The sequence below is a fragment of the Collinsella sp. An271 genome, assembly GCF_002159695.1.
GTDB classification, from domain to species: domain Bacteria; phylum Actinomycetota; class Coriobacteriia; order Coriobacteriales; family Coriobacteriaceae; genus Collinsella; species Collinsella ihumii.
Genome location: NZ_NFJE01000006.1, coordinates 151045 through 176432 on the forward strand (window position 1 = coordinate 151045; position 25388 = coordinate 176432).

Annotated in this window: 25 protein-coding genes and 1 pseudogene; 7 read left to right on the forward strand and 19 right to left on the reverse strand. The window is 66.3% G+C overall.

Annotation, left to right across the window (positions count from 1 at the left end):
• Positions 1 to 89: 89 nt before the first annotated feature.
• A complete protein-coding gene (locus B5F74_RS12640) occupies positions 90 to 704 on the reverse strand; it encodes a transposase (protein ID WP_239283404.1) in 615 nt (204 codons plus the stop codon).
• Between B5F74_RS12640 and B5F74_RS12645 the strand changes: the two genes are divergently transcribed.
• A complete protein-coding gene (locus B5F74_RS12645) occupies positions 603 to 956 on the forward strand; it encodes a hypothetical protein (RefSeq protein WP_239283406.1) in 354 nt (117 codons plus the stop codon). The genes B5F74_RS12640 and B5F74_RS12645 overlap by 102 nt on opposite strands.
• Positions 957 to 1174: 218 nt before the next feature.
• Here the strand turns inward: B5F74_RS12645 and B5F74_RS07145 are convergent, their stop codons facing one another.
• The 8 genes and pseudogenes from B5F74_RS07145 to B5F74_RS07180 all read right to left on the reverse strand — a co-directional run bounded on the left by B5F74_RS07145 (position 1175) and on the right by B5F74_RS07180 (position 9330).
• Entirely contained in the window at positions 1175 to 2248 is a 1074-nt protein-coding gene (locus tag B5F74_RS07145) for an IS3 family transposase (protein ID WP_158095720.1), read from the reverse strand.
• Positions 2152 to 2379 (reverse strand): annotated as a pseudogene (locus B5F74_RS12650) (transposase); the annotation flags it as partial. The gene B5F74_RS07145 and the pseudogene B5F74_RS12650, both read right to left, overlap by 97 nt.
• 80 nt (positions 2380 to 2459) lie before the next feature.
• Entirely contained in the window at positions 2460 to 3005 is a 546-nt protein-coding gene (locus tag B5F74_RS07155) for a transposase (RefSeq protein WP_087201194.1), read from the reverse strand.
• Between the two features lie 159 nt (positions 3006 to 3164).
• Complete coding sequence (ssb, locus tag B5F74_RS07160; protein ID WP_087201196.1) at positions 3165 to 3560, reverse strand: single-stranded DNA-binding protein; 396 nt, start codon at positions 3558 to 3560, stop codon at positions 3165 to 3167.
• A 718-nt stretch (positions 3561 to 4278) separates the two neighbouring features.
• On the reverse strand, positions 4279 to 7476 hold the full coding sequence (locus tag B5F74_RS07165; RefSeq protein ID WP_087201198.1) for an S-layer homology domain-containing protein: 3198 nt from the start codon (positions 7474 to 7476) through the stop codon (positions 4279 to 4281).
• A 360-nt stretch (positions 7477 to 7836) separates the two neighbouring features.
• On the reverse strand, positions 7837 to 8787 hold the full coding sequence (locus tag B5F74_RS07170) for an N-acetylmuramoyl-L-alanine amidase (RefSeq protein WP_087201200.1): 951 nt from the start codon (positions 8785 to 8787) through the stop codon (positions 7837 to 7839).
• A 99-nt stretch (positions 8788 to 8886) separates the two neighbouring features.
• On the reverse strand, positions 8887 to 9114 hold the full coding sequence (locus B5F74_RS07175) for an alanine racemase (RefSeq protein ID WP_087201202.1): 228 nt from the start codon (positions 9112 to 9114) through the stop codon (positions 8887 to 8889).
• Entirely contained in the window at positions 9115 to 9330 is a 216-nt protein-coding gene (locus B5F74_RS07180) for a hypothetical protein (protein ID WP_087201204.1), read from the reverse strand.
• Between the two features lie 164 nt (positions 9331 to 9494).
• On the opposite strand from B5F74_RS07180, the gene B5F74_RS07185 reads away from it, so the two are divergent.
• Positions 9495 to 9683, forward strand: a complete 189-nt coding sequence (locus B5F74_RS07185) for a hypothetical protein (protein WP_143753821.1) — start codon at positions 9495 to 9497, stop codon at positions 9681 to 9683.
• 374 nt (positions 9684 to 10057) lie between these two features.
• Here B5F74_RS07185 and B5F74_RS07195 read toward each other — a convergent pair whose 3' ends face one another.
• The 6 genes from B5F74_RS07195 to B5F74_RS07220 all read right to left on the reverse strand — a co-directional run bounded on the left by B5F74_RS07195 (position 10058) and on the right by B5F74_RS07220 (position 15622).
• Positions 10058 to 11440, reverse strand: coding sequence for a hypothetical protein (locus B5F74_RS07195; protein ID WP_087201210.1), 1383 nt, complete (start codon positions 11438 to 11440; stop codon positions 10058 to 10060).
• Positions 11440 to 13146: a BppU family phage baseplate upper protein gene (locus B5F74_RS07200; RefSeq protein WP_087201212.1), complete on the reverse strand. Its 1707-nt coding sequence runs from the start codon at positions 13144 to 13146 to the stop codon at positions 11440 to 11442. The genes B5F74_RS07195 and B5F74_RS07200 overlap by 1 nt, the downstream gene beginning before the upstream one ends.
• Position 13147: 1 nt before the next feature.
• Positions 13148 to 13465, reverse strand: a complete 318-nt coding sequence (locus tag B5F74_RS07205; RefSeq protein ID WP_087201214.1) for a hypothetical protein — start codon at positions 13463 to 13465, stop codon at positions 13148 to 13150.
• Between the two features lie 280 nt (positions 13466 to 13745).
• On the reverse strand, positions 13746 to 14405 hold the full coding sequence (locus tag B5F74_RS07210; RefSeq protein WP_087201216.1) for an ABC-2 transporter permease: 660 nt from the start codon (positions 14403 to 14405) through the stop codon (positions 13746 to 13748).
• Positions 14402 to 15250: an ABC transporter ATP-binding protein gene (locus B5F74_RS07215; protein ID WP_158095721.1), complete on the reverse strand. Its 849-nt coding sequence runs from the start codon at positions 15248 to 15250 to the stop codon at positions 14402 to 14404. The genes B5F74_RS07210 and B5F74_RS07215 overlap by 4 nt, the downstream gene beginning before the upstream one ends.
• Positions 15251 to 15385: 135 nt before the next feature.
• On the reverse strand, positions 15386 to 15622 hold the full coding sequence (locus tag B5F74_RS07220; protein ID WP_087201220.1) for an AbrB/MazE/SpoVT family DNA-binding domain-containing protein: 237 nt from the start codon (positions 15620 to 15622) through the stop codon (positions 15386 to 15388).
• Between the two features lie 133 nt (positions 15623 to 15755).
• Between B5F74_RS07220 and B5F74_RS07225 the strand changes: the two genes are divergently transcribed.
• From B5F74_RS07225 to B5F74_RS07240, 5 genes are all read left to right on the forward strand, one after another.
• Positions 15756 to 18230: a PHP domain-containing protein gene (locus tag B5F74_RS07225; protein ID WP_143753822.1), complete on the forward strand. Its 2475-nt coding sequence runs from the start codon at positions 15756 to 15758 to the stop codon at positions 18228 to 18230.
• On the forward strand, positions 18151 to 18486 hold the full coding sequence (locus tag B5F74_RS12220; protein WP_143753823.1) for a hypothetical protein: 336 nt from the start codon (positions 18151 to 18153) through the stop codon (positions 18484 to 18486). The genes B5F74_RS07225 and B5F74_RS12220 overlap by 80 nt, the downstream gene beginning before the upstream one ends.
• Before the next feature lie 384 nt (positions 18487 to 18870).
• A complete protein-coding gene (locus tag B5F74_RS07230) occupies positions 18871 to 20184 on the forward strand; it encodes an MATE family efflux transporter (RefSeq protein WP_087201224.1) in 1314 nt (437 codons plus the stop codon).
• A 209-nt stretch (positions 20185 to 20393) separates the two neighbouring features.
• Positions 20394 to 20657 (forward strand): CD3324 family protein, encoded by a 264-nt coding sequence (locus tag B5F74_RS07235; protein WP_087201226.1) that lies wholly within the window; start codon positions 20394 to 20396, stop codon positions 20655 to 20657.
• A gap of 135 nt (positions 20658 to 20792) precedes the next feature.
• Positions 20793 to 21416, forward strand: coding sequence for a CatB-related O-acetyltransferase (locus B5F74_RS07240; RefSeq protein WP_087201228.1), 624 nt, complete (start codon positions 20793 to 20795; stop codon positions 21414 to 21416).
• Positions 21417 to 21486: 70 nt separating this feature from the next.
• Here B5F74_RS07240 and B5F74_RS07245 read toward each other — a convergent pair whose 3' ends face one another.
• The 4 genes from B5F74_RS07245 to B5F74_RS07260 form a co-directional block, all read right to left on the reverse strand.
• Positions 21487 to 22683: an MFS transporter gene (locus B5F74_RS07245; protein WP_087201230.1), complete on the reverse strand. Its 1197-nt coding sequence runs from the start codon at positions 22681 to 22683 to the stop codon at positions 21487 to 21489.
• Positions 22629 to 23516: a GNAT family N-acetyltransferase gene (locus B5F74_RS07250; RefSeq protein ID WP_087201232.1), complete on the reverse strand. Its 888-nt coding sequence runs from the start codon at positions 23514 to 23516 to the stop codon at positions 22629 to 22631. The genes B5F74_RS07245 and B5F74_RS07250 overlap by 55 nt, the downstream gene beginning before the upstream one ends.
• Before the next feature lie 276 nt (positions 23517 to 23792).
• Positions 23793 to 24260, reverse strand: coding sequence for a hypothetical protein (locus B5F74_RS07255; RefSeq protein WP_143753824.1), 468 nt, complete (start codon positions 24258 to 24260; stop codon positions 23793 to 23795).
• A gap of 44 nt (positions 24261 to 24304) precedes the next feature.
• Complete coding sequence (locus tag B5F74_RS07260) at positions 24305 to 25243, reverse strand: relaxase/mobilization nuclease domain-containing protein (RefSeq protein ID WP_087201235.1); 939 nt, start codon at positions 25241 to 25243, stop codon at positions 24305 to 24307.
• Positions 25244 to 25388 lie beyond the last annotated feature (145 nt).

Below are 25388 nucleotides of genomic sequence, written 5' to 3' on the forward strand. Positions count from 1 at the left end.
TCAGAAGTCGATTCTGGTACGGCCCCTCTTCGTTTGCCCCCCGTTCAGAATGTTCGGTGACCCGGGGCGAGAAGGAGGCGGCCGAGGGCCTACGCCCCCGCCTCCGCCCCCGTCCGGGCGAGGAACATCTTCCGTATGTTGTGGCCCGTCGCGACCAGCCTCCACTCGAGCTCGACCTTCTCGAGCCCCCTCAGCGTGAACCTGGTGAACCCCAGGTTCCTCTTGATGTCGCCGAACGCGGTCTCCACGTCCACGCCCCGCCTCTTCCTGAGCGCCGAGCCCCTCTCCGTGTGGAGCAGGGCGCTGGCCCGCCGCCTGTACTCGGCCAGCCTCGGGTTCGCGGCGACCTGCCTGCGCGCCTCGGGGTCCTTCGACCTCATGCAGTCTCCCCGCCGCGGGCAGCCCCCGCAGTCCCCGCACGTGTACAGCCTCGCCACGCTCTCGAAACCCAGCTCGGACCGCTTCCTGCGGGTGCCGGTGAACGGCAGCGCCCTGCCCTCGGGGCACGTGTACGAGTCGGCCTCCTCGTCGTACTCCCAGTTGGCCGGCCGCATCTCGTCCTCGCGCCAGGCCCTGTTCCTGCGCTCCCCGTAGAACTCGCTGTGCTTCACGAACGCCTCGACGCCCTCGGCCTCGAGATAGGAGTAGTTCTCCTCGCTCCCGTAGCCCGCGTCGGTGACGATGCTGCCCGGGAGCGCGCCCAGCCCCTCGCCTTGACGTGCTCGAGGTGGGGTATGGCGCAGGCGGTGTCGCCGGGGCGCCGGTGGACCGTGGTGTCCACGACGAACTGGTTCTCCGTGCCGGCCTGGACGTTGTGCGCCGCCTTCAGCTGGCCGTTGCCCATGTGGTCGTCCTTCATGCGCATGAACGTGGCGTCCGGGTCCGTCTTCGAGAAGCTGCCCCTGCCATCGAAGGTGGCCTGCTGCCCCTCGTGCCTCTCCATGCGCGGGAGGTAGTCCTTCTCGATGGCGCGCGAGGCCCGCTTGAGCGCGCGGGCCGCCTCGCCCCCGCCCTCGCCCCTCTCCCTCTTCGCCGCGAGGCGCTCGTCGATCCTGCGCGCGGCCTCGGCGATCGCGGCGCTGTCGACCTCTTCGGGCTCCGCCGGGGCGAGGCGCTCCTCCTCTTCCTCGAGCTCTGATCTGTTTCAAGATTTCGGACACGGGAACGGCGGGAATCACGCGGCGAGCGGCAGCGGCTCAAGGGATTCCTCGGGCTCGGCGAAGGCGGCGTCGCACCGGGCCATGAAGGCCGCCATCCGCTCGGCCGGCACCTCGTATCCGATCGAGGAGTGGGGCCTGGAGCGGTTGTAGTAGCCCTCGATGAACCCGTACACCGCCGCGCGGGCCTCGGCGCGCGTCGCCCAGCCGCGCAGCGAGTACATCTCGTTCTTGAGCGTGGCGAAGAAGGACTCGGCCACGGCGTTGTCGTGGCAGCTGCCCGTGCGGCCCACTGAGAGCCTCACATCGCTGGCGCGGGCCCAGTCGGCGAGCAGGCGGCTGGTGTACTGGGAGCCGCGGTCGCTGTGGAATATGGCCCCGCCGGCAACGTAGCCGGCCCCCTTGGCCATGTCGAGCGCCGACACCACCAGGTCGGCCGTCATGCGCTCGGACATCGACCAGCCGACCACCATGCGGGTGCACAGGTCGATGACTACGGCCAGGTAGAGCCACCCCTCGCCGGTCCTGAGGTAGGTGATGTCGCCGACGAGCACGGTCGTCGGCACGGCCGGGCGGAAATTGCGTCTGACCAGGTCCGGCCTGGCGGGCGCGCCCGGGTCGGCCACGGTGGTGGCCTTGCGGGCGTTTTTCACCACGCCGCGTATGCCCAGCTCCGACATGATCTTCCGCACGCGGTAGAGCGTGAGGCGGACGCCCTCCCGCATGAGCTCCGCCCTCACGAGCCGGGCCCCGAAGCGGCCCCTCGAGCGCAGCCAGGCGCGCTCCACGGCCTCGCGCCCGGCGGACCACGGGTCGGGCGGCACGGTCCTCTTCAGCCACTCGTAGAAGCCCGACCGGCTCACCCCGAGCAGCCGGGCCATCATCTTGACCGGGAAGCTCGCCCTCTCCGCCTCCATCAGCAGGTAGCGCTCGGCTACCCCTGCGTCCGGGCGAAGAAGGCAGCCGCTTTTTTCAGGAACTCGTTCTCCATCTCGAGCTCGCGCACCCGCTTCTGCAGCCTTCTCAGCTCGGGGTCCGGGGCCTTCGGGCCGGGCTCCCCGGCGAGCTCGCGCCTGCGCTCGACGACCCACTTGTTCACGGTCTTGGAGTTGAGGCCGAGCTCCCGGCAGCACTCGGTGATCGGCCTGCCCGACGAGATAACGTAGTCGGCGGTCTCGCGCCTGAACTCGGGGGTGTACTTGGATGCTGGGTTCTGCCCCATGTCCCCATCCTCTCTTTCCGGAAGTGAATAAAGCTTACACCGGGCCCCTGAGGTCCCCGTGTCCGGAAAAAGAGTACAGCTCACTCGTCGACCGCCCTCAGGTGGGCGTGGGCCCTCTCCCTCAGGGCGACCTGGTACCGGTCCGTCGACTTCTTCCGCACGAACGAGTACTTGTTGGCGTTGGCCTCGATCTTGGTCCCGTCGAGGAAGCAGGTGTCGAGCGTGATGTGCCCGGCCTCGGCCAGGACGGAGACGACCTCGGAGAAGACCTCCTCGAAGACGGGGCGGATCCTCTCGCTCCGGAAGCGGTTGACGGTGCTGTGCGAGAGGGGGCGCATGCCGGTCAGCCACATGAAGCAGATGTTCTCGGAGGCGGCCCGGGCTATCCGGCGGCTCGAGTAGACGCCCGACGCGTAGGCGTAGAGGACGACCTTCAGCGTCATGGCGGGGTCGTACGCGGGAGCGCCGCCGCCGGGGTAGACGGACTCGAGGGTGCGGCGGTCCATCCCGTCGACGATCGCGTCGACGATCCTCACCATGGAGTTCCCGGGGATCAGGTCCGAGACGTCGGGCGGGAGCAGCATCGGCTGACGCTGCATGCAGGGTTTGAACCTCGGCTCGCTCATGGGGCCTCCAGACCTCGGCGTAATGCTGGGTCAGTTATACCATACCCGCAGGTAGATGCCCAAATATCGCTTCGTCTCGATATGGCTGGGGAGACTCGGGGCATAAGAAAGGGGGCCGTGCCAGAATCGACTTCTGATACAGCCCCTTCGATGCGGGGCTTAGAACGGGATGTCCTCGGGTGCCAGCGGATTGTCGATAGGCGCCTCGTCTGCGACGGCGTCGGTGCCGCGGCGGGACATCAGCTCGATCTCGTCGGCGATGACGTCGATCTTGCTGCGCTTCTGGCCTTCGTGCTCCCACTGGCTCCAACGGATTTTGCCTTCGAGGGCGATCTTCATGCCCTTGGCCAAGATCTTCGCCAGACCCTCGGCGCGGAGGCCGAAGACTTTGACGTCGATGAAGTTCGGGTAGTCTTCCCATTCGCCTGTCTGGGCGTTGTGACGACGATCGTTGACGGCGATGCCGATTTCGAGGACCGACGTGCCGCCTGCGGTCTTGAGCAGTTCGGGGTTGCGGGTCAGGTTGCCGGTGAGGTTGACGCGGTTGATGGACATTTCGATCTCCTTTTCTTGGATGGCTTGCTGCCGTTCATCTGACGGGCGCGTCCGGACAGTGCGAGAGCGACGCAGTGCAAGCATCTTGGGCTGGTCGATATCGGTCAGCTCGCGCAGAGCTGTCCGTATCGTTGGCGGCGTAGAAGTTTTCGAAACGGGAAGCGCAGCGAATACGGAACGTCCGGTTGGAAAAGTTCCCAAGATACGCCGCGCGGAGACAGCTTCGTGCTGTAGCGTCCAAACGTCAGATCGATTGGCTGCACGCCTTCGAGGGAAGGAGGTCTTCGTCCATCGCGGAGCCCACCCAGGCGCCATCACGCTTCCGAGCGCAGAGCGCGGAGGGGACGACGTCGAAGGCGTCTCGCCCTCGACCCGACGCGGGCACAAGGCTGGCGAATGGGAAAGCGACCAGGCTCGGTCGTCGAAGGGCACGGCCTCGCGCTCGGCAGGCGAAGACAAAAGGGCATGGCCGTCGAGGGCAAGACCACGCTGGACGCTGCAGACGTGAAGGCACGCGCACGACGACGCCGCGACGACGATGAAAGGAAACGCTGCGAACGACGAGATGAACATCCGGGAAGCGCCGCCGCAATCGCGGTTGCGCGTCGCAAAGCGCCGCCCGCTACGCAACCGCAGCGGCGTGCGCGGGCGGCGAATGGGAAGGGGTGCCTATGGTGCCGCGGACGACCCCTCAGAGCGGCACCATAGGCGAGCTGCTTCAGGCGTTCTGCTTGGAGGGCAAGGCCAAGACGCCTTTGTCGACGGCGTTCATCACCATGGCCGCCATCTCGGCACGGGTGAGCGCGCGCGTCGCGTCGAGCGAGCGGGATCCGTCCTCGCCCTCGACGCCTTCGATCACGCCGGCCTCCACGGCCCACGCCATCGTCTGGACGGCCCAGCCGCTGACGTCCTCCGCGTCGGAGAACACGTCGAGCGATGCGGCGTCCGCGGCGGAGACGTCGGCGCCGGCCGCCTTCGCGACCACGGCGGCGAACTGCTCGCGGGTGAGCGCGTCGCCCACGCCGAACGTGTCGGCGTCGTAGCCGTCCATGACCTTCGCGTCCACCGCCCAGTTGACCGCCGGGGAGTACCATTGGCCTTGGGCGACGTCGGCGTGCGGCGCGGCGGGCCTGGACCCGTCGCCTTCACCCATGAGGTTCCACACGACCTGCGCCGCCTGCTCGCGCAGAAGGCCGTCGTCCGGCCCGAAGAGCGACGTGCCGCCGTAGCCTCCCATCAGGTCGTGGCGGTAGGCGTAACCCACGGCGTCCAGGTACCACGCCCCGTCCTCGAGGTCGGTGAAGGGCAGCTCGTGGCTCTTGTCGTCGAGCACGAGGGCGTACTGGCCGGCGTGGTCGAAGGGCAGGGACGCGTTGCCGTCGGCGCCCACCACGGCGGAGGACCGGTAGGCCATCCTCCCGGCGTCCTCGTCGTAATGGTAGAGGTTCGCCCAGAGCCCCGCGTTCTCCGCGCCCACGGGGGCGGTCAGCGTCATGGTGAAGCCGAACGGCCCGTCGTGCTGGAGGGTGAGCTGCACCGTGCCGACCTCGCCGGTGACGGCGTTGATCAGGTCGACCGGGATGGTGCTGGTGCCCATGGACACGCCCATGCCGATGTCGACCAGGGCGGCGTTCTCGGGGATGTCCGTCCCGTGCACCGTCCAAACGGCGCCGCCGGGCACGCTGACCTCCAGGGTCACGTCCCTGCCCGCCAGCGTCTCGAACACCTCCTTGTCCAGCGTGGTCTGGCCGGCGGGGAGGGCGATCTCCACGGTGTCGCCGTCCTTGGCGTCCTCGATCTTGTCCACGGCCTGCTGGCTGGGGGTCTTGGTGGGATTGCTGGGTGTCGTCCCGCCGCCGATGTACCGCCAATTTGCCGTAATCGTTGTGTCGACTGCGGGCATGGTAAAGGTGGTGCTTGCGCTGGAAGCGCTGGCAAAACTGCCGCCGTTTGAGGAAGTCCACCTGTCAAAGCGGTAATTGCTGCGGCTTCCTGCGTCGATATGGATAACTGCGCCCTCGGCATACTCGCCGCCTGTTGTGCTGCCGCTGCCGCCCTTTAACTCAACCGTAAGGGTATAAGTAACAGGGGCAGTTTCCGTTACGGCAAAGGAAAGCTGCACATTTGCGTTGGTGCCGTTGCTGCCGGAAATGGTAAGCGTTTCGGAATAGTCGCCCGCGCCAAGCCCGGTTTTAGGCTGGACGGTAAAGGCAGCCGTACCATTTGAGGCAAGGGTGGCGGTATCATTCGTAAAGCCCTCTCCCGCTGTAATAATGTAGTTCGTGCTGGTAGGCAGATCAACCGTTACATTTTGGTTTCCCGTATTTGTGAGCGTTACCGTCTGCGCGGCGGGGGCTTCCGTATAGTCTACCGTTTTACTGCCAAAGTTCAGCGCAGCCGGGGACGCGGAAATGCCGTAGCTGGGTGCGATATAGGCGGGTATGGTGATTTTCAGCGGTTGGCTGACATTCCCCGCCGCGTCTTTCGCCACAATGTAAATATCCTTTGCGCCCGCACCCGAAAGGCTTGTAAGGGAAATGGTCTGCTCACCGCTGATGCAGGAAGTTCCCTCCCCGGTGGTGTCTATGGTCGGGGCGGTATCGCCGCTTTCCACGACTGCATAGTAATAGGTGCCAGCTTCGCTACTGGTAAACTTCACCGTAGCGGTGGTGTCGCTGTTGCGGGTCGCGCTGCCCGGTGTCAGCGTGGGCGCGGTGGTATCGCTGGAAACGGTAAGTGCAACCGTTTCAAACGCGCTGGCGTAATCAGTCAGTTTGGTATCGTCTTGTTCGCCGCCGTTGTACTGCTCGCTGAACACATACAGGGTATAGGTTCCCGCCGCGAGGCCGGCGGGAATGGTGACCTCCGCCGTGCCGCTTGCTTCGGCCGGCTGCGCCACTCTGCCATAATACTGTGCGCCGCTGCTATCCGCAATGATAACGGAGATATATTCATTTGTTCCGGTGGTCGCCCCGGTGTAATTGAGCGTAATGGTATCGCCGGGCTTGCCGCTGGCGGCTTCTTCCGTTACGGCAAAATTGCGGCTATTATCCAAAAGCGTCAGTTTCCATTCGCTGCCGTCATAATCGCCAATTTCAAAAATCGCGTCGCCGGCTTCGCCGCCTTGATTACCGCCGCTGGAAGCGGCGGGGATTTTGCCGCCTGCGGCGGCAGATGTGAAGAGGACAGATGTCAGATCTAAATTAAAAGCGGGACGAGCAGCCCAGTCATCGTTCACGGTGATGAAGTCCACATACCCATAGCCGTAGACCGCGCCCGCACCGTCCGTATAGCCGGCGTAAGGCGAGCGGAGCCACCACGCACAGGCGCTGCCGCCATAATTGGCAATACGTGCGTTATCATTGGCAAAACCGTATGCGCCGTTTTCCGCTTCCTGCGCCGAGAGGAAAAACACCTTGTCCTCGTTCAGGATATTTTCAGACGCTGCAAACGGAACGCTCTTTGTGCTGCTTGTAAACGCCTCGTCGCTTTTCGTGGTTGCAATTACCGCGCCCTGTTCGCCTGTGGAAAAATTACTGCTTGCAAAGGTATTGCACCACGCCTGCGCGTCGCTGCCCTGCCATGTGTTGCTATACGGGCTTGTGTTATCGAAATATACACCGCCATAATAGCCTGTTCCAAGCAGTCCGTCGGAGAGCAGGAAAAGGCCGGTTTCCCCTGTGTTGGTCTGGTCGTCCAAAACCCGCCATTTGATAGGGCCGGAAGTGGTGTAGTTGTCCGGCGCAGACCAGTTGCCGTAATAGATATAGTCGTAGCCGTTTGTGCTGTCATAGCCGCTGATCCCACTTGTCCCCAGCATAATGGTTTTATCGCCCTCCGCCGCAAACGCCGTGGCGGGGAGCAGGGACAGGCACATGGCCAGGGTGAGCAGGATGGATACGATTCGCTGTTTCATTTGGTGCCTCCCGTCATGGCGCGGCGGCAGCGCGCCGCGCCTCGCGAAAGGCAGGAAGGACGTCGCCTCGGGCCCTTCGCATGCTGATGTCCGATAGGCTTCACAGCCTCTTCACGAAACCATTATACAGGGAGGTCACGCGTGCTGGGAAGCCCCTGGCGGCGAGCGGGGCGAGAAAAAGGGGCTGTATCAGAAGTCGATTCTGGTACGGCCCCGTCTTTTGTGAACACCTTTGTGAAGTGACAGAACGTTACGAATCGAGCCTGCCGACCAGCCAGAGCAGCGGCAGGAACGGCAGCACGCACAGACACAGCAGCATCGCCAGCGCCGTAGCCACGCCCCAGGCGACGTCTTCCCGCGTCACAACAGAATCTCGTTCACACGAGCCTGCACGGCGTCGTAGAGCGAGCCCAGCCGGTGCCTGCGCTCATCGCCGTTGCCGTACTCGCCGCGGATGACGGCCTGCGCGAGCGCCTCGATGTCGGCGCCGCCGGAGCCCCCGGAGGAGGAGCCGCCAGCGCCCAGGATCTCGTTCACGCGCGCCTGGACGGCGTCGTAGCTCGCACCCAGCGCGGCGCGTCGTGCGTCCCCGTTTCCGTAGTCGCCGCGGATCACCGCCTGTGCAAGCGCCTCGATGTCGGCCCCTGAGCCGCCCGAGGAGGAGCCTCCCGAGGCGGAGCCCCCGCCCAGGATGCGGTTCACCTCCGCCTGCACCTCGTCGTAGCGGCTACCCAGCGCGCCGCGCCGCGCGTCCCCGTTGCCGTAGTCGCCCCGGATGACCGCCTGCGCGAGCTCGGCGACCGAGCCCGACGGCGCAGAGCCGCCGTTCCCGCCGCCGGCGGCAGCGCCGAAGCCGCCGCCCGTGATGCGCGCCCTGAGCGCCGCCCACTTGCCGGCGTCCACGTAGGGTGCCGGGCAGCGCTTGCCCGTCACGTCGTAGTGGCGGATGACGCGCGTGATGCCGTAGGTCGCGCGCAGGTAGGCGTAGATCTCCGCCAGCGCGGCCACCTGCGCGTCGGTGAAGTCCTCCCCGGCGGAGACGACCTCCACCGAGACCGTCCGCTGGTTCTCGGCGAAGTCGCCGACCGCCCAGGCGGTGTCTTCGAGGCGCACCGACTGGCGGATGGCGCCGTCCTTGTCCACGAAGAGGTGCGCCGAGGCCCCCGCTCCGGGGCGCGAGAAGTACACCAGGTTGTTGTGCGCGCTCGCCGAGGTCGCGGTGTAGTGGACCGCCATGCCGTCTATGGCGCGGCCGCCGCGCCCCGCCGTGTAGTTCGCGCCGCTCGCCTGGATGAACTCGACGATGTTCACAGCCCCTCACCGCCCTCCGCCTCGAAGTCGTCCGGCGCCCCCTCGGGGCCCTGCTCGATCGCCGCCAGCTGCTCGGCCGTCGGCTCCATGGTCGCCTCGTCACTCATCGGAGGGCTCCTTCCCCTCGTTGCCTCCCGCGCCCAGCTCCGCCATCACAGGCGACAGCACCGCCATCACCAGCGCCACCGCCACGGCGCGCCACGCGGGCTCCAGCACCGCGCAGCCCACCAGCATGTCCACGTTCGCGACGATGACGCCCAGGACGCCCTGGACGATCGTGCGCGCCAGCCGCCACGGCCACTCGTTGCTCGTCAGGAACTCGCTCACTCACTTCACCTTCCTCAGGTTCTCGATCTCCGTCTTCACGACGGCGACGTCCTGCTCCAGGGCGTAGGTGCGCTCGATCAGGCAGTTGTGCTTCTCGACCTGCCTCGTGAGGTTGTCGATCTTCACCTCCATGACCGCGCGGCTGCGCGAGTTAGACACGAGCACGCCGATCAGAGTGAGGACGCCTGTCACCAGCGCAGCGATTACCGACTCCATACGCACCCCCTTTCCAGACAGGCTCGTCCCGTCTGGAAAGGAGTATCCGCTACGGTCACAAATGCATCATTTAGCAGGTAAAATGAATGAATAATCAAATGGCAGGCACTTCAAAAAGGTGCTCAGAAGAATATGGGACAAAGAAACTCGGTTTGGAGGATGCGATGGACGATGTGATCTACGACGAGAATGTTAATTACGATGCCCTTGAACAGCACACCTACGAGGACTCGGGAGACGCGGTGTTCTACACATGCCCTATATGCGGAGGAGAATACCTTGCAACGTTTATAACCGAGCAAGACGGCAGGACGATGTGTATCGATTGCTGGAACGAGCGTTACGGAGACTAATTAGCACCACATCCAGGAAATAGATGTCCGTAAGAAGGCACAACGAAAAGAGGAGGGCATGGATGAGCGATAGATTCCCAGACGTCGACTGGTACTGCGATCGATGCGGTGCGTACCTCAACACCCAACCAGGATTCGATGACCACAGGTACATATGGAAATGCACGGAGTGCGGGCATAAGAACAGCATCTCCTCAGCGAACATCTATGACTCGCACGAAGAATACTGGGGCCAAGAGGACGAATAGCCAACTCGAAAAGCCCCGCCCCTCGCGCCGCCCGCAAGGCGGGCTCATCCCCAGCGGAATCCGGCGGCGCGTCCACCCCTCCGGCACATGCGGCGCAGGCGCCGCACGCGCCGGAGGGGTGCCGGGCTAAGTGGCTGCCTTCACCGTCAGGTACCCGGCGCCCCCGACCCCGTCGATCCGCATGTACTGGTAGCCCGCTCGCGAGCTCGCGTACGTCGTCCCCGCCCCGCCCACGAGCGAGGTGCACTGGTAGAAGGTCTGGAAGCCCGAGACGCCTGCCGGTAGCGCCCAGTCGGCGTCCGCCCAGATCGTCACGAGCGCGCTGCAGCCGCCGAAGGTGTAGTCCAGGCTCTCGAGCGAGGACGGGTCGAAGCCCGAGAGGCCGATCTCGGTCAGGGCGTCGCAGCTGTTGAAGGTGTGGTGCATCTGGCGCACACCGCCGAGGTTCCCCATGCCCGAGACCTCGGCGACCGACTGGTGGCCGTAGAGCCAGTAGTTCGTGTTCACCTCGTCGAAGGTGCCCATGTCGGCCGCAATCGCGACCGCCTCCACGTCGTCGCGATGGTCGTACCACGGCTGGTACCCGACCGAGTCGTAGCGCGCCTGGGCACACAGGTGACCGCCCGTGACCAGCGTGCGCCCCGTCGCGGGCGTGGCGGAGGCGGTGAGGACCAGCTCCCCATCGTCGTAGAGGTAGCAGTTGAACCAGTCGCGCGCGTCCGCAGCGGGATCTGTCAGCACGCCGTTCTCGTTTAGGGTGAGGTGCGAGACGCTTGCCGTCGAGTCGGGGACGTAGCCCCCGCCGCCCACCAGCCGCCCGCAGCTGTAGAACGGCAGGCTGCCCGACGGGTTCGAGCTCGGAGCCCACTCGGTCGCGTAGATCGTCTCGAGCGACGCGCACCCCGAGAACGCCTGGTTGAAGCTCCCGACGCCCTGCATCTCCTCGAAGCCCTCGACCTCGACCAGGCTCCCGAACCCTGAGAAAAAGTGGTTCCCGTTCGTGAGCCCGCCCTGTGAGAAGTCGGAGTCGAACCCCACCCGCGTGACGTCCAGCTTCACGTCGTCCCAAGGTCGCGCGCTCGCGGAGGAGTACCCGGCGGCATCAACCTCCCAGGCATCCAAGATGACCGCGCCGGGCACGTCGGAGGAGCGCCCGTCGCGGTAGTTGAACTCGAGCGTTCCGTCGGCGAGCAGTATCGCGCGCATCTTCACGCCCACGTCCCATGTCAGCGCGAGGATTGCCGGCGCCATCTCGCTCGGCCTGTACGTCTCGGTAAGCCCGTTCTGCGCGCGAATCGCGCCGGCTATGGCGTCGAACACGGAGTCGGAGATCACCCCCGTGCCCGTGGAGCCCGCCGCCTGGAACGGCGCGCCATCCCTCGTTCCGTCGAGCGCGAGCACCGCCGCCGCCATCTCGGAGGGCAGGTAGGTGTCCGTCTCGCCGTTCTGGGCGCGGATGGCGTTGGCGATGTCGGTGAATACGTCCTTGCCGATCGTCCCCATGGCCATCAGAACTCAACCTCCGAGAGGTCGTCGAGCGCCGCGATCTGCTGCGCCACGTACTCCTTCGTCGCGTACGCCGAGAGGTCGGGCGTCGCCCCCGGCGCGCCGTCTGCGCCGTCCTGACCGTCCTCGCCGGGGTTGCCCTTCTGCCCCTGCTCTCCCGTCTCGCCCTTGAGGCCGGAGAAGGCGAACGCGAAGGTGCGCGCGCCCGGCGTGCCGCCGAGCGTCACGGTGACGGAGGGCGCGCCCGTGGAGGCGTCAACCGTCGCGGTCGCCCCGACGATCTGCGCGTCCTCGCCGTCCAGGCCGTCCAGCCCGTCCTGCCCGGGCGCGCCCTGTGGGCCGCGCAGCGTCTCAAGCTGCCCGGATGTGAAGTCGGAGTACTCGAATGGGTCGCCCTTGGGGCCGCGCAGGTCGGCCGAGCTCGTCCCGCTCGCGCTCGTCACGGTCAGCACGGAGTCCGACCACGAGTGCGTGCAGCTCACACCGTCCTGGCCGTCAGCGCCCGGCGCGCCGTCCTGGCCATCAACGCCGTCCGCGCCGTCCGCGCCCGGCGCGCCCTGGACGCCCTGCGGGCCGCGCAGCGCCTCGAGCTGCCCCTCGGTGAAGTCGGAGTACAGGAAGGGGTCGCCCTTCTCGCCCTGCTCTCCCTTGAGGTCGGCCGAGCTCGTGCCGCTCGCGCTCACGACCGTGAGCACCGTGCCGCTCCACGAGTGGGTGACGCTCACGCCGTCCTGCCCGTCGGCACCGGGAGCCCCGTCCTGGCCGTCGGCGCCGTCCGCCCCGTCCTCGCCGGGGTCGCCCTTCGGGCCCTTGAGCGCCGCCAGCTGCTCGGCCGTGAAGTCGGCGTAGGTGAACGGGTCCCCCTTGTCGCCCTTCTCGCCGTCGTCCCCCTTGTCGCCCTTGGAGCCGTGGGTGAGCGTCGCCGTGGTGGTGCCCGTGGCGTCGGTCACGGTGACGACCGCGCCCGCCTCGGTCTGCTCGACCTTCGCGGTCGGGCTCATGCCGTCGGCGCCGTCCTGCCCGTCCGAGCCCGGGGCTCCGTCCTCGCCGTCTGCGCCCGGGGCGCCGGGCTCCCCGTCGAAGTCACCGCGCTCGGCTGCGGCGAGCAGCCCCTCCTTGGCGGCGTTCGCCGCGCTCGCGGCCGCGTTCGCCGCGGCCACCGCGCCCGACGCCCCCTGCGCGTCCTCCAGCGCCTCGGCGGCGACGTCCGCCGCCTGCTGCGCCTTCGCCACCGCGTCGGAGATGAGGGCGTCCGCGCCCTCGAACTTCTCGATTGCCTCCAGGAACAGCGAGTACCCGTCGTCGCCGCCCTCGCCCGTGCCCGTGAGCGCCTGCGCCACGCGCACGGAGAAGGGAAGCGTGGATATCGCCTCGCCGTCCTGGCAGACCATCACCTGCGCGTCCACCGTGCCCTCGGCGCACGCCATCGCGGCGGGCCAGAAGACTCGGAAGCTGCCGGCTTCCGCGTCCACCGCCTCGAAGGGCTCGCAACCGCGCACGCGCCGCTCCCGGTGCCGCCACAGCAGGTACACCGTGGCGCCCGTGAGGTCCACCGCCTCGCCGCCGCGCGCCACCGTGAGCGCGAGCCCGCGCCCCTCCGCGTCGGCAGGCGACGCCGTGAAGCGGCCGCCCAGCGGCGCGTCGCACTCGTCCCACGTCACCTGCCGCAGGCCGTCGCCCGCGAGCGCGAACGTGCTCGTCTCAGCCATGTCAGAACTCCTCGCTCCCCAGGTCCTCGTAGGACGCCACCGTGTCGGAGGCCGCGGCCGCCGTCTCCTCGACCGCCGTCACGCGCGCCGCAACGTCGGCCGACGCCGCCCACGTCGTGCGCTCGACCGAGCCCAGCGTGAGCCGCACCGCCGGCGCGCCCTCGCCGAGCTCGCGCACGCGCCGCACGCAGCGCGCCTTGAGGTGCCACGCGGGAGAGCGCGACGAGTCGACGACGGCAACGTCGTGATCGCCCTCGGCTCCCGCCGCCGCGCCGGGGCCGGCGCGGCCCTGCTCGGACCCCGCCGCCCCAAGGCCCATGCGAGGGGAGGGAAGCGATGGAGACCGTGATCGCCTGCGCCGTCGCCGCGGTCCTCTCCTCGACGGTCACGCTCGTCGCCTACGCGTGCTGCGTGGCGGCGGGCAACGCTGACCGGAGGGACAGGGCTTCGAAATAGGATGACCGCCTGACATATCGTCATGACGAACGCCTCGCCAAGGTTCCTGTGAGCTACCTCGGCGAGGCGTCTTCAATTTCTGGCGGACCGGAGCCCGTGGGGATTGATCGGTTGGGCCCCGGCCCATGTCCTCCAGTCGACGGCTAGATGTCAACCCGCTCGAACGCCCTCCCGGCGAGCCGGGCGGCGAGGAGGTGCCCCGCGACGAACGCGACCGCGCCGGCGGCGAGCACCGCGAGCTGCGCCCCGGGGTTCGAGAGCCCCGGCTGGGCGAGGAGCTCCGCGAAGGCGGGCGAGAGGTACGGCGCCGCCTCGAAGCCGAGCATCACCGCGAGTGCCGGCACGCTCGCCGCGACGAGCGGCACGCCGACCCTGGAGGGGTCGCGGAAGTAGAGCGCGTAGTAGACGAGGTCGAAGACCGCGAAGGTGAGAAGCGAGAAGCCCAGGAAGGCGAGGTTCGGGGGCATGCCGACGACCGCCCCGGGCGTCCCGACGAGCGGGCGCAGGAGCGAGAAGGCCCCCATGAGAGCCACGCACGCGGCGTCCGCGAGCGCCGTGGCGGCGACGCGCGCCGCGGCCACCTCGCGACGCGAGACCGGCAGCGTGGCCACGTAGTCCAGGTCGCGCTGCTCGCGGGCGCTCTGAGCGTTGAAGTAGGGGCACAGGCACGCGTAGAGCAGGATGACGGCGTAGGGCCAGTTTGGCACGAGCACGAGCGCGGAGAGTCCGAGCACCACGAGCGTCATCGGGTGCATGACGAGGCGGATTTCCTTCGCCACGAGCGCGGGGACCTTGCTTCTCATCTGCCATCCTCTCTGTCCAGGTGGGTCATGATCTGCTCGAGGTCGGCAGCCTCGCCGATCCCCGCCGTGGCGGGGACGAGCGCGGTCTCGCCGGACGCGGTTCGCCTCGTCCCCAGGACACGGGCGCCCGCGCTCCGCGCCTCCTCCGCTGGTGCCACACGGTAGCGCGTCCGATACTCGGCGAGCGGGCAGGCGGCCTCCACGCGCCCGCGCCTTATGTGGACGATGTCGTCGGCGCACTTGTCGAGGTCAGAGGTGATGTGCGTCGAGAAGAGGACGCCGCGCTCGCCGCTCGCGACCAGGTCGAGGAGCAGGTCGAGCAGCTCGTCGCGCGAGAGCGGGTCGAGACCGCTCGTGGGCTCGTCGAGGACGAGCAGGCGGGCACCGTGGGAGAGCGCGAGCGCCAGCGCGAACTTGACGCGCATCCCCTGGCTGAGCTCGCGCACGCGCTTGCCCGTGTCGAGCGAGAAGCGCCTTGCGAGGGCGTCGAAGGTCCGTGCGTCCCACGAGTCGAAGATCCGCGACGACACGCCCGCGATCGCGGCGAGCGTCTTCGTCTCGTAGTAGAGCGCCCCGCCGAGCACGATTCCCATGAGCCCCCTGGCGCGGGCCCAGTCGCCCTCGGCGCTCCTCCCCAGTACCTCGACGGTCCCGGCGTCCGCGCGCGCCGCCCCGGCAACGCACCTGAGCGTCGTGGTCTTCCCGGCGCCGTTGCGCCCCACGAACCCCACGATCCTGCCCGCGGGCACCTCCAGCGACACGTCCCTCAGCTCGAAGGACGGGTAGCGCTTGCGGAGCCCCGCCACCCTCAGGAGCGGCGCGCCGCCCCCTCCCGTCAGTTCCATCGCTGCCTCCTTTCGGTAGCACAAGTTATACTTGTTGTACCGTGAGGATAGCATAGGTATAACCAGTAATACAAGTAATACCTATGCGGCAAAAGAAAAAAGAGGCCGTGGCCCCTTCGGGAAGACCGCCCGGCCCTAGGCCTCTCCCAGCGAGAGCGCCCCGCCGAACAGCCTCCGGAACATCTCCTCGTTGCCCTTCACGGGCTTCAGGGCGATTCCCTGCTCGGAGTCGGAGAGCACGAGCACGGTGTCGCCCGGCTCGATGCCGAAGGTGTCGCGGATGTCCTTGGGGATCACGATCTGGCCCTTCGGCCCGACCTTCGCGGTCAGCGCGGTGAAGCGCCCGTCCTCCTCGCTCGCGCGGTGCTGCATGTTCGCTCCTTCTGGTAGTCAAAGTAATACAAATTATACCATAGGGGGGCTCATTGCCCGATTCGGGCGTGAATGTTCGGGGAATAAAACTGAATACCGAGTTACGGCGCAAGAGCATACGGGGGACATGCCCATGGACGACCCAAAGATTGTGACAAGGCCGGCACGCGTCGACTTTCACATCCACTCGGCGGCGAGTGTGCGCACCCGGGATGCGGGAAACGAGGCGCTCGCCCGCTGCACGCCCGACAGGGTCGAAACGCTCGTGGAGAAGATGAGCGATCCCAAGCTCTCCATCAACATGTGTGCAATTACGGACCACGATTGCTTCGACGTCGAGATGTACCGCGCCTTGAAGTCGAAAGAGGGGCATGGGGCGCTAAGGAAGGTCCTTCCGGGCGTTGAGTTCACCGTCGCCCTCCCGGACGACATGGATCGGCCGACTCCGATTCACGTAGTCGCGATCTTCGACGATCGAGGTCCAGACGACCTGATCGAGGCTCTAGACAGCCATATCCCTAAGACAGCAGGGGGAAGGCCGGAGTACGACAACAAGGACAAGAGCGCCTTTTCTTCGCAACGTTTTTCTCAAATTCTCAGCGACATCGGCCTGAGCACGGTGCTCATCGGGCACGAGAAGTCCGTGGGAAGGGAGCAAAGGAACGACGTTAGCAGCCTAGGGGCCGAGCGTGCCGACGAGATCGTGCTCACCGAGTTCATCGACGCGGTAGAAATCCGTAACAGGCGGAACGAGGTCGACATGCGGAACCTGGTTGAGCGGTACACGAAGCCGGACGTCCCGTTCGTCTTGGGGAGCGACTGCCATGACTGGGACGCCTACCCGCTCTCCTCAGCCGGCTTTCGCGGGAGGGAGGACGAGGTTGGGTTCTGCTCCCTGAAATGCCTCCCGACGTTCGAGGGTCTTGTCATGTCCATTACCGACCCATCGCGCATCAAGGTCGGAAACGCTTCGTTCTTCAATCCTGCTGCGCCGAAGTTGGACAGCCTCGACCTCGTCATCGACGGGGAGCCCTGCTCGATTCCCATGTCTGCTGGGGTCAACGTCGTCATCGGGGACAACTCGATCGGCAAGTCGATGATCCTCCACGTTTTGACCGGCCTCTACGGCGACGGGGAGGATGCCAGGCGCCTCAAAGAGGGATATAGCGAATACTGCAGGCGCGAAAAGATAGAGGTAAAAAGCAGGATTAGTCCTTCTCAGCTGTTTTGGTTCGATGACCAAGGCAGCATCCGTGGGGCACTTGAGGAGCTACACGAGGGGACAGAGGGCAGCAGATTCGACCGCTACTTTCAGGAGCACGTGAATCTCGACGTAGTCAAGGGAGCTTTGAAGCGGCATCTCGAATCGTGCGTGGATGCCCTCGCCTCGAAGGTCGAGTACAACGACTTCATGGGCCGACTCAAAGAGACGATAATTCCGCTCGAGGTTCACGAGGTCTCCGATCGAATGGCCGTCGCCGGCTCGCTCCGCGCAAAGCAGACGAAGGATGTGGAGGGCTTCAACGGTGCCGTTGAATCCGTCAGAGACCAGGTTGCTGCTATCAAAACCAATCATAGAGCGGTTCTCTCGAAGCTCGGACCTGACGCGGAGAAGGACCTCGACGACGCCGTGGAAGCACTTAATCGTCTTCTGGCGCTCGGCCAAGGAGAGATGGCATGCCGTAAGTTTGACAACGAGAAAAGAGGGGTTGTCCGTCGCATCGCCAATGAACTTAAAGGCCGTCTCCAACAGGAAAAGACCGACGAAGAGAACTCGAGAGACGCCTACAGGGAGCAGCTTGACGTGGCGGCTGCCCAGGTCGCAAGGGCGGTTGCCTTGCGCTTGCACAGAAAGGCGCAGCCGATGAACCCCGAGGGCGTCAATGTGAGAATCGGAAGGACTCCGGTCGGAGACCTCGAGTTTGTTTCAGAGCTCAACATAAAACAGATCGATCGAGACTACTGCATTTCGCTCCTAGGGGGTATTTTCAACAAGACGCCACTTCCCATAATTGTCAGAGGTATCGAGGGCGAGACGGACCTCACCTCGGAAAAGGTTGCGTCTAGCTTCTCTGTGAACAAGCCTCCCTCCGAAAGGTGGGCTCAGGAGATGAAGAGACAGCTGGACGCCGCAGTTGATTTGATCTCGGAGCGAGGGAAGATAACGAACGAGAAGATTGGCCTTGACAGTGAGCCGTCTGCCGGGTTGTATGGTCGAATTTATTTCGACCTGATGGCGGGAGACGAAAAGCAGGGTATCTATCTCGTAGACCAGCCGGAGGACCAGATATCACAGACTGCAATCCGAAACGACGTCATCCGGGCGTTCTCCAAGATGAGACAGAAGAGACAGGTCATCATTGTCACTCATAATCCCCAGTTTGTTGTGAACCTCGATGCAGACAATGTCATCGCTCTGGGGAGAGATGGAGCAGGGAGGATTTCGGTCAGAAGTGGCGCGCTGGAGTACGAGTGCGCGGATTACTCGATTCTCGGAATCGTTGCCGATACGGTGGAAGGAGGAGCTGATGTCGTCAGAAGGCGCCTCAAGCGCTACGGAGCACAGGACACTTCGCGTCGTCCTCAGCAACGGGAAAATCACATTTGATGGAGTGGAGGGCTTCTCTATTGATTTAGAGAATCCAGAGCTGAGACTGGGCGATTTGTATGACGCTGTATTTGCTCCAATCGAGGTACCCACATCCTTAACTGTAGAATCCTCGCCTGAGATAATGAAGATTCCTAAGGCTGTGGAGTACTACAAGGACCTTAAGGCACTAGTCGAGACTGCATCGAAAACGATATGCGATTCTGTCGATTTCCCCACCGACAGCGAGACGGTTGGCGAGGATTCGATTCCTTAACCCTTCTTGTTTTGGGGTCTCGCGGTGCCGCCCTATCCTCCGTACGGAAGGGTTGACTACGGTGGATGCATCCATCCAGCCGATTGCTCTCCGCGGGGATTCCCAGCACGTTGTCTTTGGGACTTCGCGAGAGTAGAATGCACGCGTATCCTTATTGATGGAGGGAATCTCCTTTGTACCTCGAGATTGGTGAGTTCCAGATTGGAACCGCTCCCCGTGATCTTCGGCAGGAAGTCGCGAGGAGCTGACGGCACAACCTGCGCACGGCTATGACGACGTCTGGTAGACGCCGGCTCATTCTATCGTGCGCGCACGGTTCGAGCCCGAGGGCCGCGGCTTTGCTGCCGCGGCCCTTTTTGTCTCGATCGTGCAAAGGAACATGTGATGAAGGAAATAGACTTCCTCCGCGGCCGCCCGGCCGCGAACCTCGCGCGCTTCGCGCTGCCCGCGCTCGGCGCCAACCTCCTGCAGTCCGCCGACCAGGTCGTGGACATGCTCGTCGTGGGGGCGTTCGTCGGCGAGCGGGGGCTCGCCGCGCTCGCCAACGCCACGATGGTCGGCTTCGTGGCCAACTCGCTCTCGCTCGGCCTTTCCGTGGGCGCCACGGTGCTCGTCTCGCGCCGCCTCGGGGCGGGCGACCCCCGCGGCGCCTCCCGTGCGGAGGGGGCGGCGCTCCTCGCGGCGCTCGCGCTCTCTGCCGCCGTCGCGCTGCCCTGCGCGCTCCTCGCCGGCTCGCTCTACGGCGCGCTCGGCGTCCCGGCAGACGCGCTCGCGGACGCCGCGGCGTACACGCGGGTCTGGGCGGCGGGGCTGCCCGGCGCCTTCCTGCTCTTCGCCGCCGGCGCCGTCATGCGCGCCCGCGGCGACGCCCGCACCCCGATGTGGCTCGCAGTAGCCGTCGCCGCGGTGAACTGCGCGGGCGGCGTCGCGCTCGTGCCCGCGCTCGGCGTCGCCGGGACGGCGTGGTCCTCGACGGCGGCCTCCTCGCTCGCCGCGGCGCTCTCCCTGGCGGTGCTCGCCGGGAGGCGCGGCTCGGCGCTGCCCGCCCGGCCGGTCGCGCGCGACCTCGCGGCGCTCGCCCGCGTCGCCGCGCCGGCGGCCTTCCAGCAGGTCGTCGTGAACCTCTCGTACCTCGCCATCACGTCCATGACCAACGCCTTCGGCACGGCGGTCGTCGCCGGCGCGGGGGCGGCCACCAAGGCCAACACGCTCGCGGGGATGCCCGTCTGGTCGGTCGGCCAGGCGGTGTCGGCCGCCGCGGCGCGCTGCGAGGGGGCCGGCGACCGGAAGCGCGCGCTCGCCTACGCCCGGGCCGGCATCGCCGTCTCGGTGGGGGCCACGGCGCTCGTGGTCCTGCTCGTGCAGGCGTCCGCCCCGCGGCTCGTGGGCCTCTTCGCCGATGACCCGGAGGCCGTGGCCGCGGGCGCGCTCTACCTGCGCGCCTGCTGCTCCGCCAACAGCCTGGTCTACGCCGCCATGTATGCGCTCGACTCCTTCGCCCAGGCGACGGGCGCGCCGCGGCTCGCGGCGGTGAACGCCCTGCTCGACGCCGTCGTGGTTCGCGTGGGCCTCGCCACCCTGCTCGTCCCGGCCCTCGGCTACCCGGGAATCCTCGCCGCCCAGGCGCTCTCCCCTGTGCTGCCGTGTGCTGTGGGCGTAGCGTACCTGGAGCGCTTTTCTAGGGACGCAAGCAGCTGACGCTTACATAGCGGCTCTCCATCACCTGCTGCTGTATCATGCGTTCGATGCTGATGCGACAGAGCTGACGGGGGTGAGTGCGACGAAGCGCAACGAAGGCCTTCTCCATGCAGGGCCAGCATGGGACGACGCCTGCATGGAGTAGATAACGTCGTGATGGAGATGCTGGCTTTGCTGCTTGTGAGTTTCTAACCAAGGAGGAAGCCTGCATGAAATACATGAATGCCCGCGACTTGCTTCCCGAGTCGTTGGTCAGGGAGCTTCAGAGCTTTATTCAGGGTGGCTACGTCTATGTTCCCAAAGAGGAATCGAACAAGGTCCGCTGGGGCGAGGGCAGTGGCTATCGCATGGAGCTCGACGCGAGGAATCGCGAGATTGTGGAGGCTCGGGCGTCCGGCGAGTCGCTGTGCGATTTGTCGGAGCGCTACGGGTTAAGCGTCCACGCTATCAAGAAGATTCTCTACTCGAGATGACATCAGGGCGCGCCGGCAACGGCGCGCCCGTCTACATAACGGTTCTGTACCGTTTCGTATATAGAGCCCTGGCGGTGACAGACATACGATTTTGCTCGGAAGGTTGTTCCTTGCAGTAATTCGAAGGTGGTCACCATGAATCCTGAACTGGTTTACCCGCGGTCTCTTGACCGGGAGACCGTGTATCTGAAGAACGTTGTAAAAGATCCGACAATCACTGTTGGCGACTTCACAATCTACAACGACTTCGCCAACGATCCGAGGCTTTTCGAGAAGAACAATGTCCTATACCACTATCCCGTAAACCACGACCGGCTCACGATTGGCAAGTACTGTTCGATAGCGTGCGGAGCTCGGTTTCTTTTCAATAGCGCCAACCACTCCCTGAGATCGCTCTCGACATACGCGTTCCCAATCTTCTATGAGGAGTGGGGGCTCGATGTCGGGAACGTTGCGGAGGCGTGGGACAACAAGGGCGACATCGTCGTCGGCAACGACGTCTGGATTGGGTACGAGGCGGTCGTAATGGCAGGCGTCACCATTGGAGATGGGGCGATCATCGGCTCCCGAGCGGTGGTAACGCGGGATGTTCCTCCTTACGCGATTGTGGGAGGGGTTCCCGCAAAGCTAATTCGTTACCGGTTCTCCGAGAAGACGATTGAGCGCTTGCTCGCAATTAAGTGGTGGGACTGGCCCGCTGAGAGGGTGCGCAAGAGTCTCGTAGAAATACAGTCTGGGCGCTTGCCGAAGTGCGATTAACGACGCACGACAACCTATGGGAGGGGCCGTCCAACCGATCAATCCCCACGGACGGCCCCTCCCGCCAAGATTAGTTTCGAGGCCCATGTCGGAAGAGGATGGCTGCCAGGAACGCGCTCAGTGCGCCCGTCGCCGCCATGATGGCGCGCAGTGGGACGAGGTCGGATGCGGGGCCGATTACCAGCATACCGACGGGAAGGCAGCCGGCATAGATGGTGCTCGCCAGGCCGAACACCCTTCCGCGCATAGCGGGGTCGGCGCCCCTCTGGATCATCGTCGTCACCGACGCCTGGGTGACGCTCAGGGCGATCCCGTAGACGCACATGAGCGCGAGGTGCAGGGGCAGCGAGTCGGACGCGGCCATGGCCATGGACATGGAGCCGAACAGGCCGAGGCCCGCCGCGACGACGCCCCGCCCCGCCGCGGAGACCCTTCCGACGAGGAGCCCGCCGAGGGCCATTCCGAGGAACCCGACGATCTCCACCGCGGCGAGGCTCCACCAAGCGCCCCCGAACTCCTGGCTGACGAAGAGGCCCGCGAGGTAGCCGCCGGGGATGCTCAGCAGGGTGAGGGCTGCGTACACGCCGAGGGGCAGGGCGACCTCCCTGCGGGACAGCGCGTAGCGGATGCCCTCGGCCGCCTCGGAGATCGCCGAGGCCTCGCTTTTTCCGCTCGGCCTGGGTATGGGCACGAGCGACAGGAGCGAGATGCCCGCGGCCGCGGTGGCGACGTCGACGAGCATGACCGACCTGAGGTCGCCGAAGGACAGGAGGACTCCCGCGGCGGCGGGCGCGGCGAGCTGCACGGTGGCCTGCATGGCGGCGTTGATGCCGTTGTAACGGGGCAGCGCGTCGTCGGGGACGATGTCTGGTATCGCGGCGCCGACGGCGGGGGTCTGGATTCCGGCGCCTATCGACCTCAGTGCGGAAAGCATAAGGAGGGATGGCATGGCGGCCGCCCCCTCAATCTCAGGGATGAGGAGGCAGGCGAGCAGCGTCGCGAGTGCGATGAGCGCGTCCGCTCCGCCAATCAGGAGCTTTCTGCCGACTCGGTCGGCGAGCGCGCCTCCGAAGGTCGAGACGAGGAACTGCGGCAGGTACGAGCACGCGTAGAATGCGGCGACCCACACGCCCGAGCCCGTCAGCAGGGTGGCATGCCAGACTATCGCCATCTGGACGAGGCTCGAGCCGAACAGGGTGACGCACTGGCTCGTCAGAAAGACGCCCGCCCGGGCCCGCCAGTGTCGCTGCTGTATGGGAAGATCCATGTTCCTTCATCCCCTCTTGCCGGGGAGAGGACGTACCTTCGAGCCGGGTACCCCTGATCGACGACGAGCTCGTCTGCAAAGAACCCCATGCGCTCGATGGCCCGCCGCTGGCCGGTGTCGGCCCTGTCGCGCTTGCGGAAGGTCGTCACTACGACCTCCCCCTGGGCCGTCTTGGCGACCCGGCCGACGAGCGCCTCGTATCCGCCTCGCTCCCGGTAGCGCGGGCTGACCGCGAGACAGTCGATGGAAGACCCGTCGGGGGACGTCGCGGCGACGCCGACGGGCTCGTCGCCGTCCAGGGCGACCAGTCCTCTCCCGTCTGCGATGGCGCCGGCGAGGCGGGCGGTGTGGTCGGCGGGGTCGAGCATGGGGAGGAGGTCGACGGAGCTCGCCACTACCCTCATCCAAAGCGGCACGTCCCGCGGCGTCGCAAGCCTCACCACATAGCCGCCACTGTTGCCGCGGTGAGTTCTGCCGCCCACGACCGCCCTGAGCTGGAGCGGATAGTACCTGCCGCGGTCGCGGAACTCGCCCGGCGTCGCCTTGTACATCGCTTTGAAAGCGGAGCTGAACGCCTGCTGGCTTCCGTAGCCGCACGACATGGCGACGTCGATGATGCTCTCCCCCTCGATGAGCAGGCGCGCTGCTGCGGTGAGCCTCCTGCGAACGATGTAGTCATGAAGGCTCGTACCGACCTCTGAGGAGAAGAGGCGGTTCAGGTGGTACTTCGAGTAATGCGCCGCTTCCGCAACCTCGTCAAGCCTCAGAGGCTCCCCGAGTCGGCTCTCAATGTAGCTCACCGCCGCGTTCAGGGCCGTCGCGGCTGAAGGCATTTCCTCTCCTTTCCTGATTGCCTCTTAATCATGAGGCAGGGGGACGGGCGCCGTTTAATCAAACGTGCTGAGTTGCGCCTCGTCTGGCAGTGGGCGGAGCTGAGGGCGCTACAGTCCATCTGACGAGCGCGACACGGATTCGCGTCGGGACGACGGGAGGGGCCGCCCAACCGATCGATCCCCACGGACGGCCCCTCCCGCCAGCTAATCATACCGTGGCGGCGGCGTGTTCACTACATCCAGCGGAATGCGGCGCGGAACAGCCAGCGCGCCGCCCTAAGCAAGATCCTCATAGTCCTCCTCCCCGAGAGCCTCGGCGGCGAGCGCCGCGGCGTCCCTCGTCTCGGGCGTCACCCCCATGGCGGCGCACCGCTCCTCCAGGGGCGCGGACGGGTTCGCCCGCTCGAGGAGCGCGTCGACCTTGAGGACCCTGCCGATGGCGCTCCCGCCCCCGTGCTCGGACCACTTGCGGTCCGCCGCCTCGAGGAGCCTGTCGTCGACGAAGCCGTCGCCGAGCCTCCACCATGCCGTCCTCCCGTCGCGGATCACCGCCTCCGCGGAGGAGAGCTCCTCGGCGCTCGCGGCGAGGAGGCGCCACCAGCGCCGCCGCACTGCCACAGGCGCGGCCCCGTCCCCCGCCGTGCCCATCTCGTAGCGGTCCGCCTCGATCCACAGCCCGTCGGGTTCGAGCGACAGCCTGGTCTCGGTCGCGACGCACTCCTCCGCGCGCCCCGGCGGCTGCACCTCGAACACGCTGTGGGGCCTGTCGCGGTAGACGATCTCGACGATCAACGCTGCCCCCTCCCTTCGTCTCGGGTCCGTTCAGGGCTCCTGCCCCGCGTCGTATTCCGGCACGGGAGGCCCGCCTCGCCCCCGTCGCGGACGGGGCTTCTCCGCGGCCGCTCGGACCTCTGGGGGAGGAGGCCCTTTTCGGCGGCGAACTCGCGGGCGCGCCTGAGCGCCTCCGCCTCCCCGCATCGTCCCGCCCTCTCCGCCGCGGCGGCCATGCCGTCGAGCGCCGCCAGGCTGCGCGCCCTGCGCCTCCATATGGTGGAGGCGGCGTCGGCGAGCCGGTCGAGCTCCGCGCGGCCGTCCACGGCGACGGCCCCCCTCGCCGCGCGGATCGCCGCGCCGCGGTCGATGGGAGGGGCCCCGCCGATGACGGCGGCGCAGACGGACGCCCTTCCGTAGTCGAGGCCGAGGCGCTCCCCGCGGATGCGCCGCGAGGGCTGGTCGGCGAGGGCGTACACCCAGTCCCTTCTGAGGCCTCTCCTGGCGGCGTCCGACAGCTCGACGCCCATGGCTGAGAGGAGCGAGCGGTACTCCGCGGGGGACGCGGCGAGGGCCCTCGCGACGTCGGCCCTCGCCCGGATGTCGGCGACCCACGACCTCTCGCCCCGGGCCTCCGCCGCGCGCTCCCCGCGGCTCCGCCTGACCCGCGCCGTGGGCCGGGCGAGGGGCTCGTTCGAGAGGTGGGAGAGGCCGCGCTCCGCCTCGAGCCGCTGGAAGGAGCGGTTGAGCTCGAGGGGGTCGGGGACCTGTAGCCTCCTCCCCGTCTCGAGCGAGGTGTTGTTGACCACGACGTGCGCGTGGGGGATGCGCCCCTCGTTGTCGTCGTGGTAGACGATGGCGACCTGGTGGTCGGGGAAGTGCTCCGACGCCCACTCGACGGCGAGCCCCCTCAGGGTGGCGAGGTCGACGCGGGAGCCGGGGTCGGGGGAGAGCACGTAGTGCTTCCACGTCCTCGCGGACCGCCCGCGCCACGCTGTTACCGCTAATCTAAGATTCGCCGTTTAGGCCAACGGGCGGCGCCGATTCCGCCAACGTATATCCGCCGATCGCACCAACGTACTTTCACCGATTCGACCAACG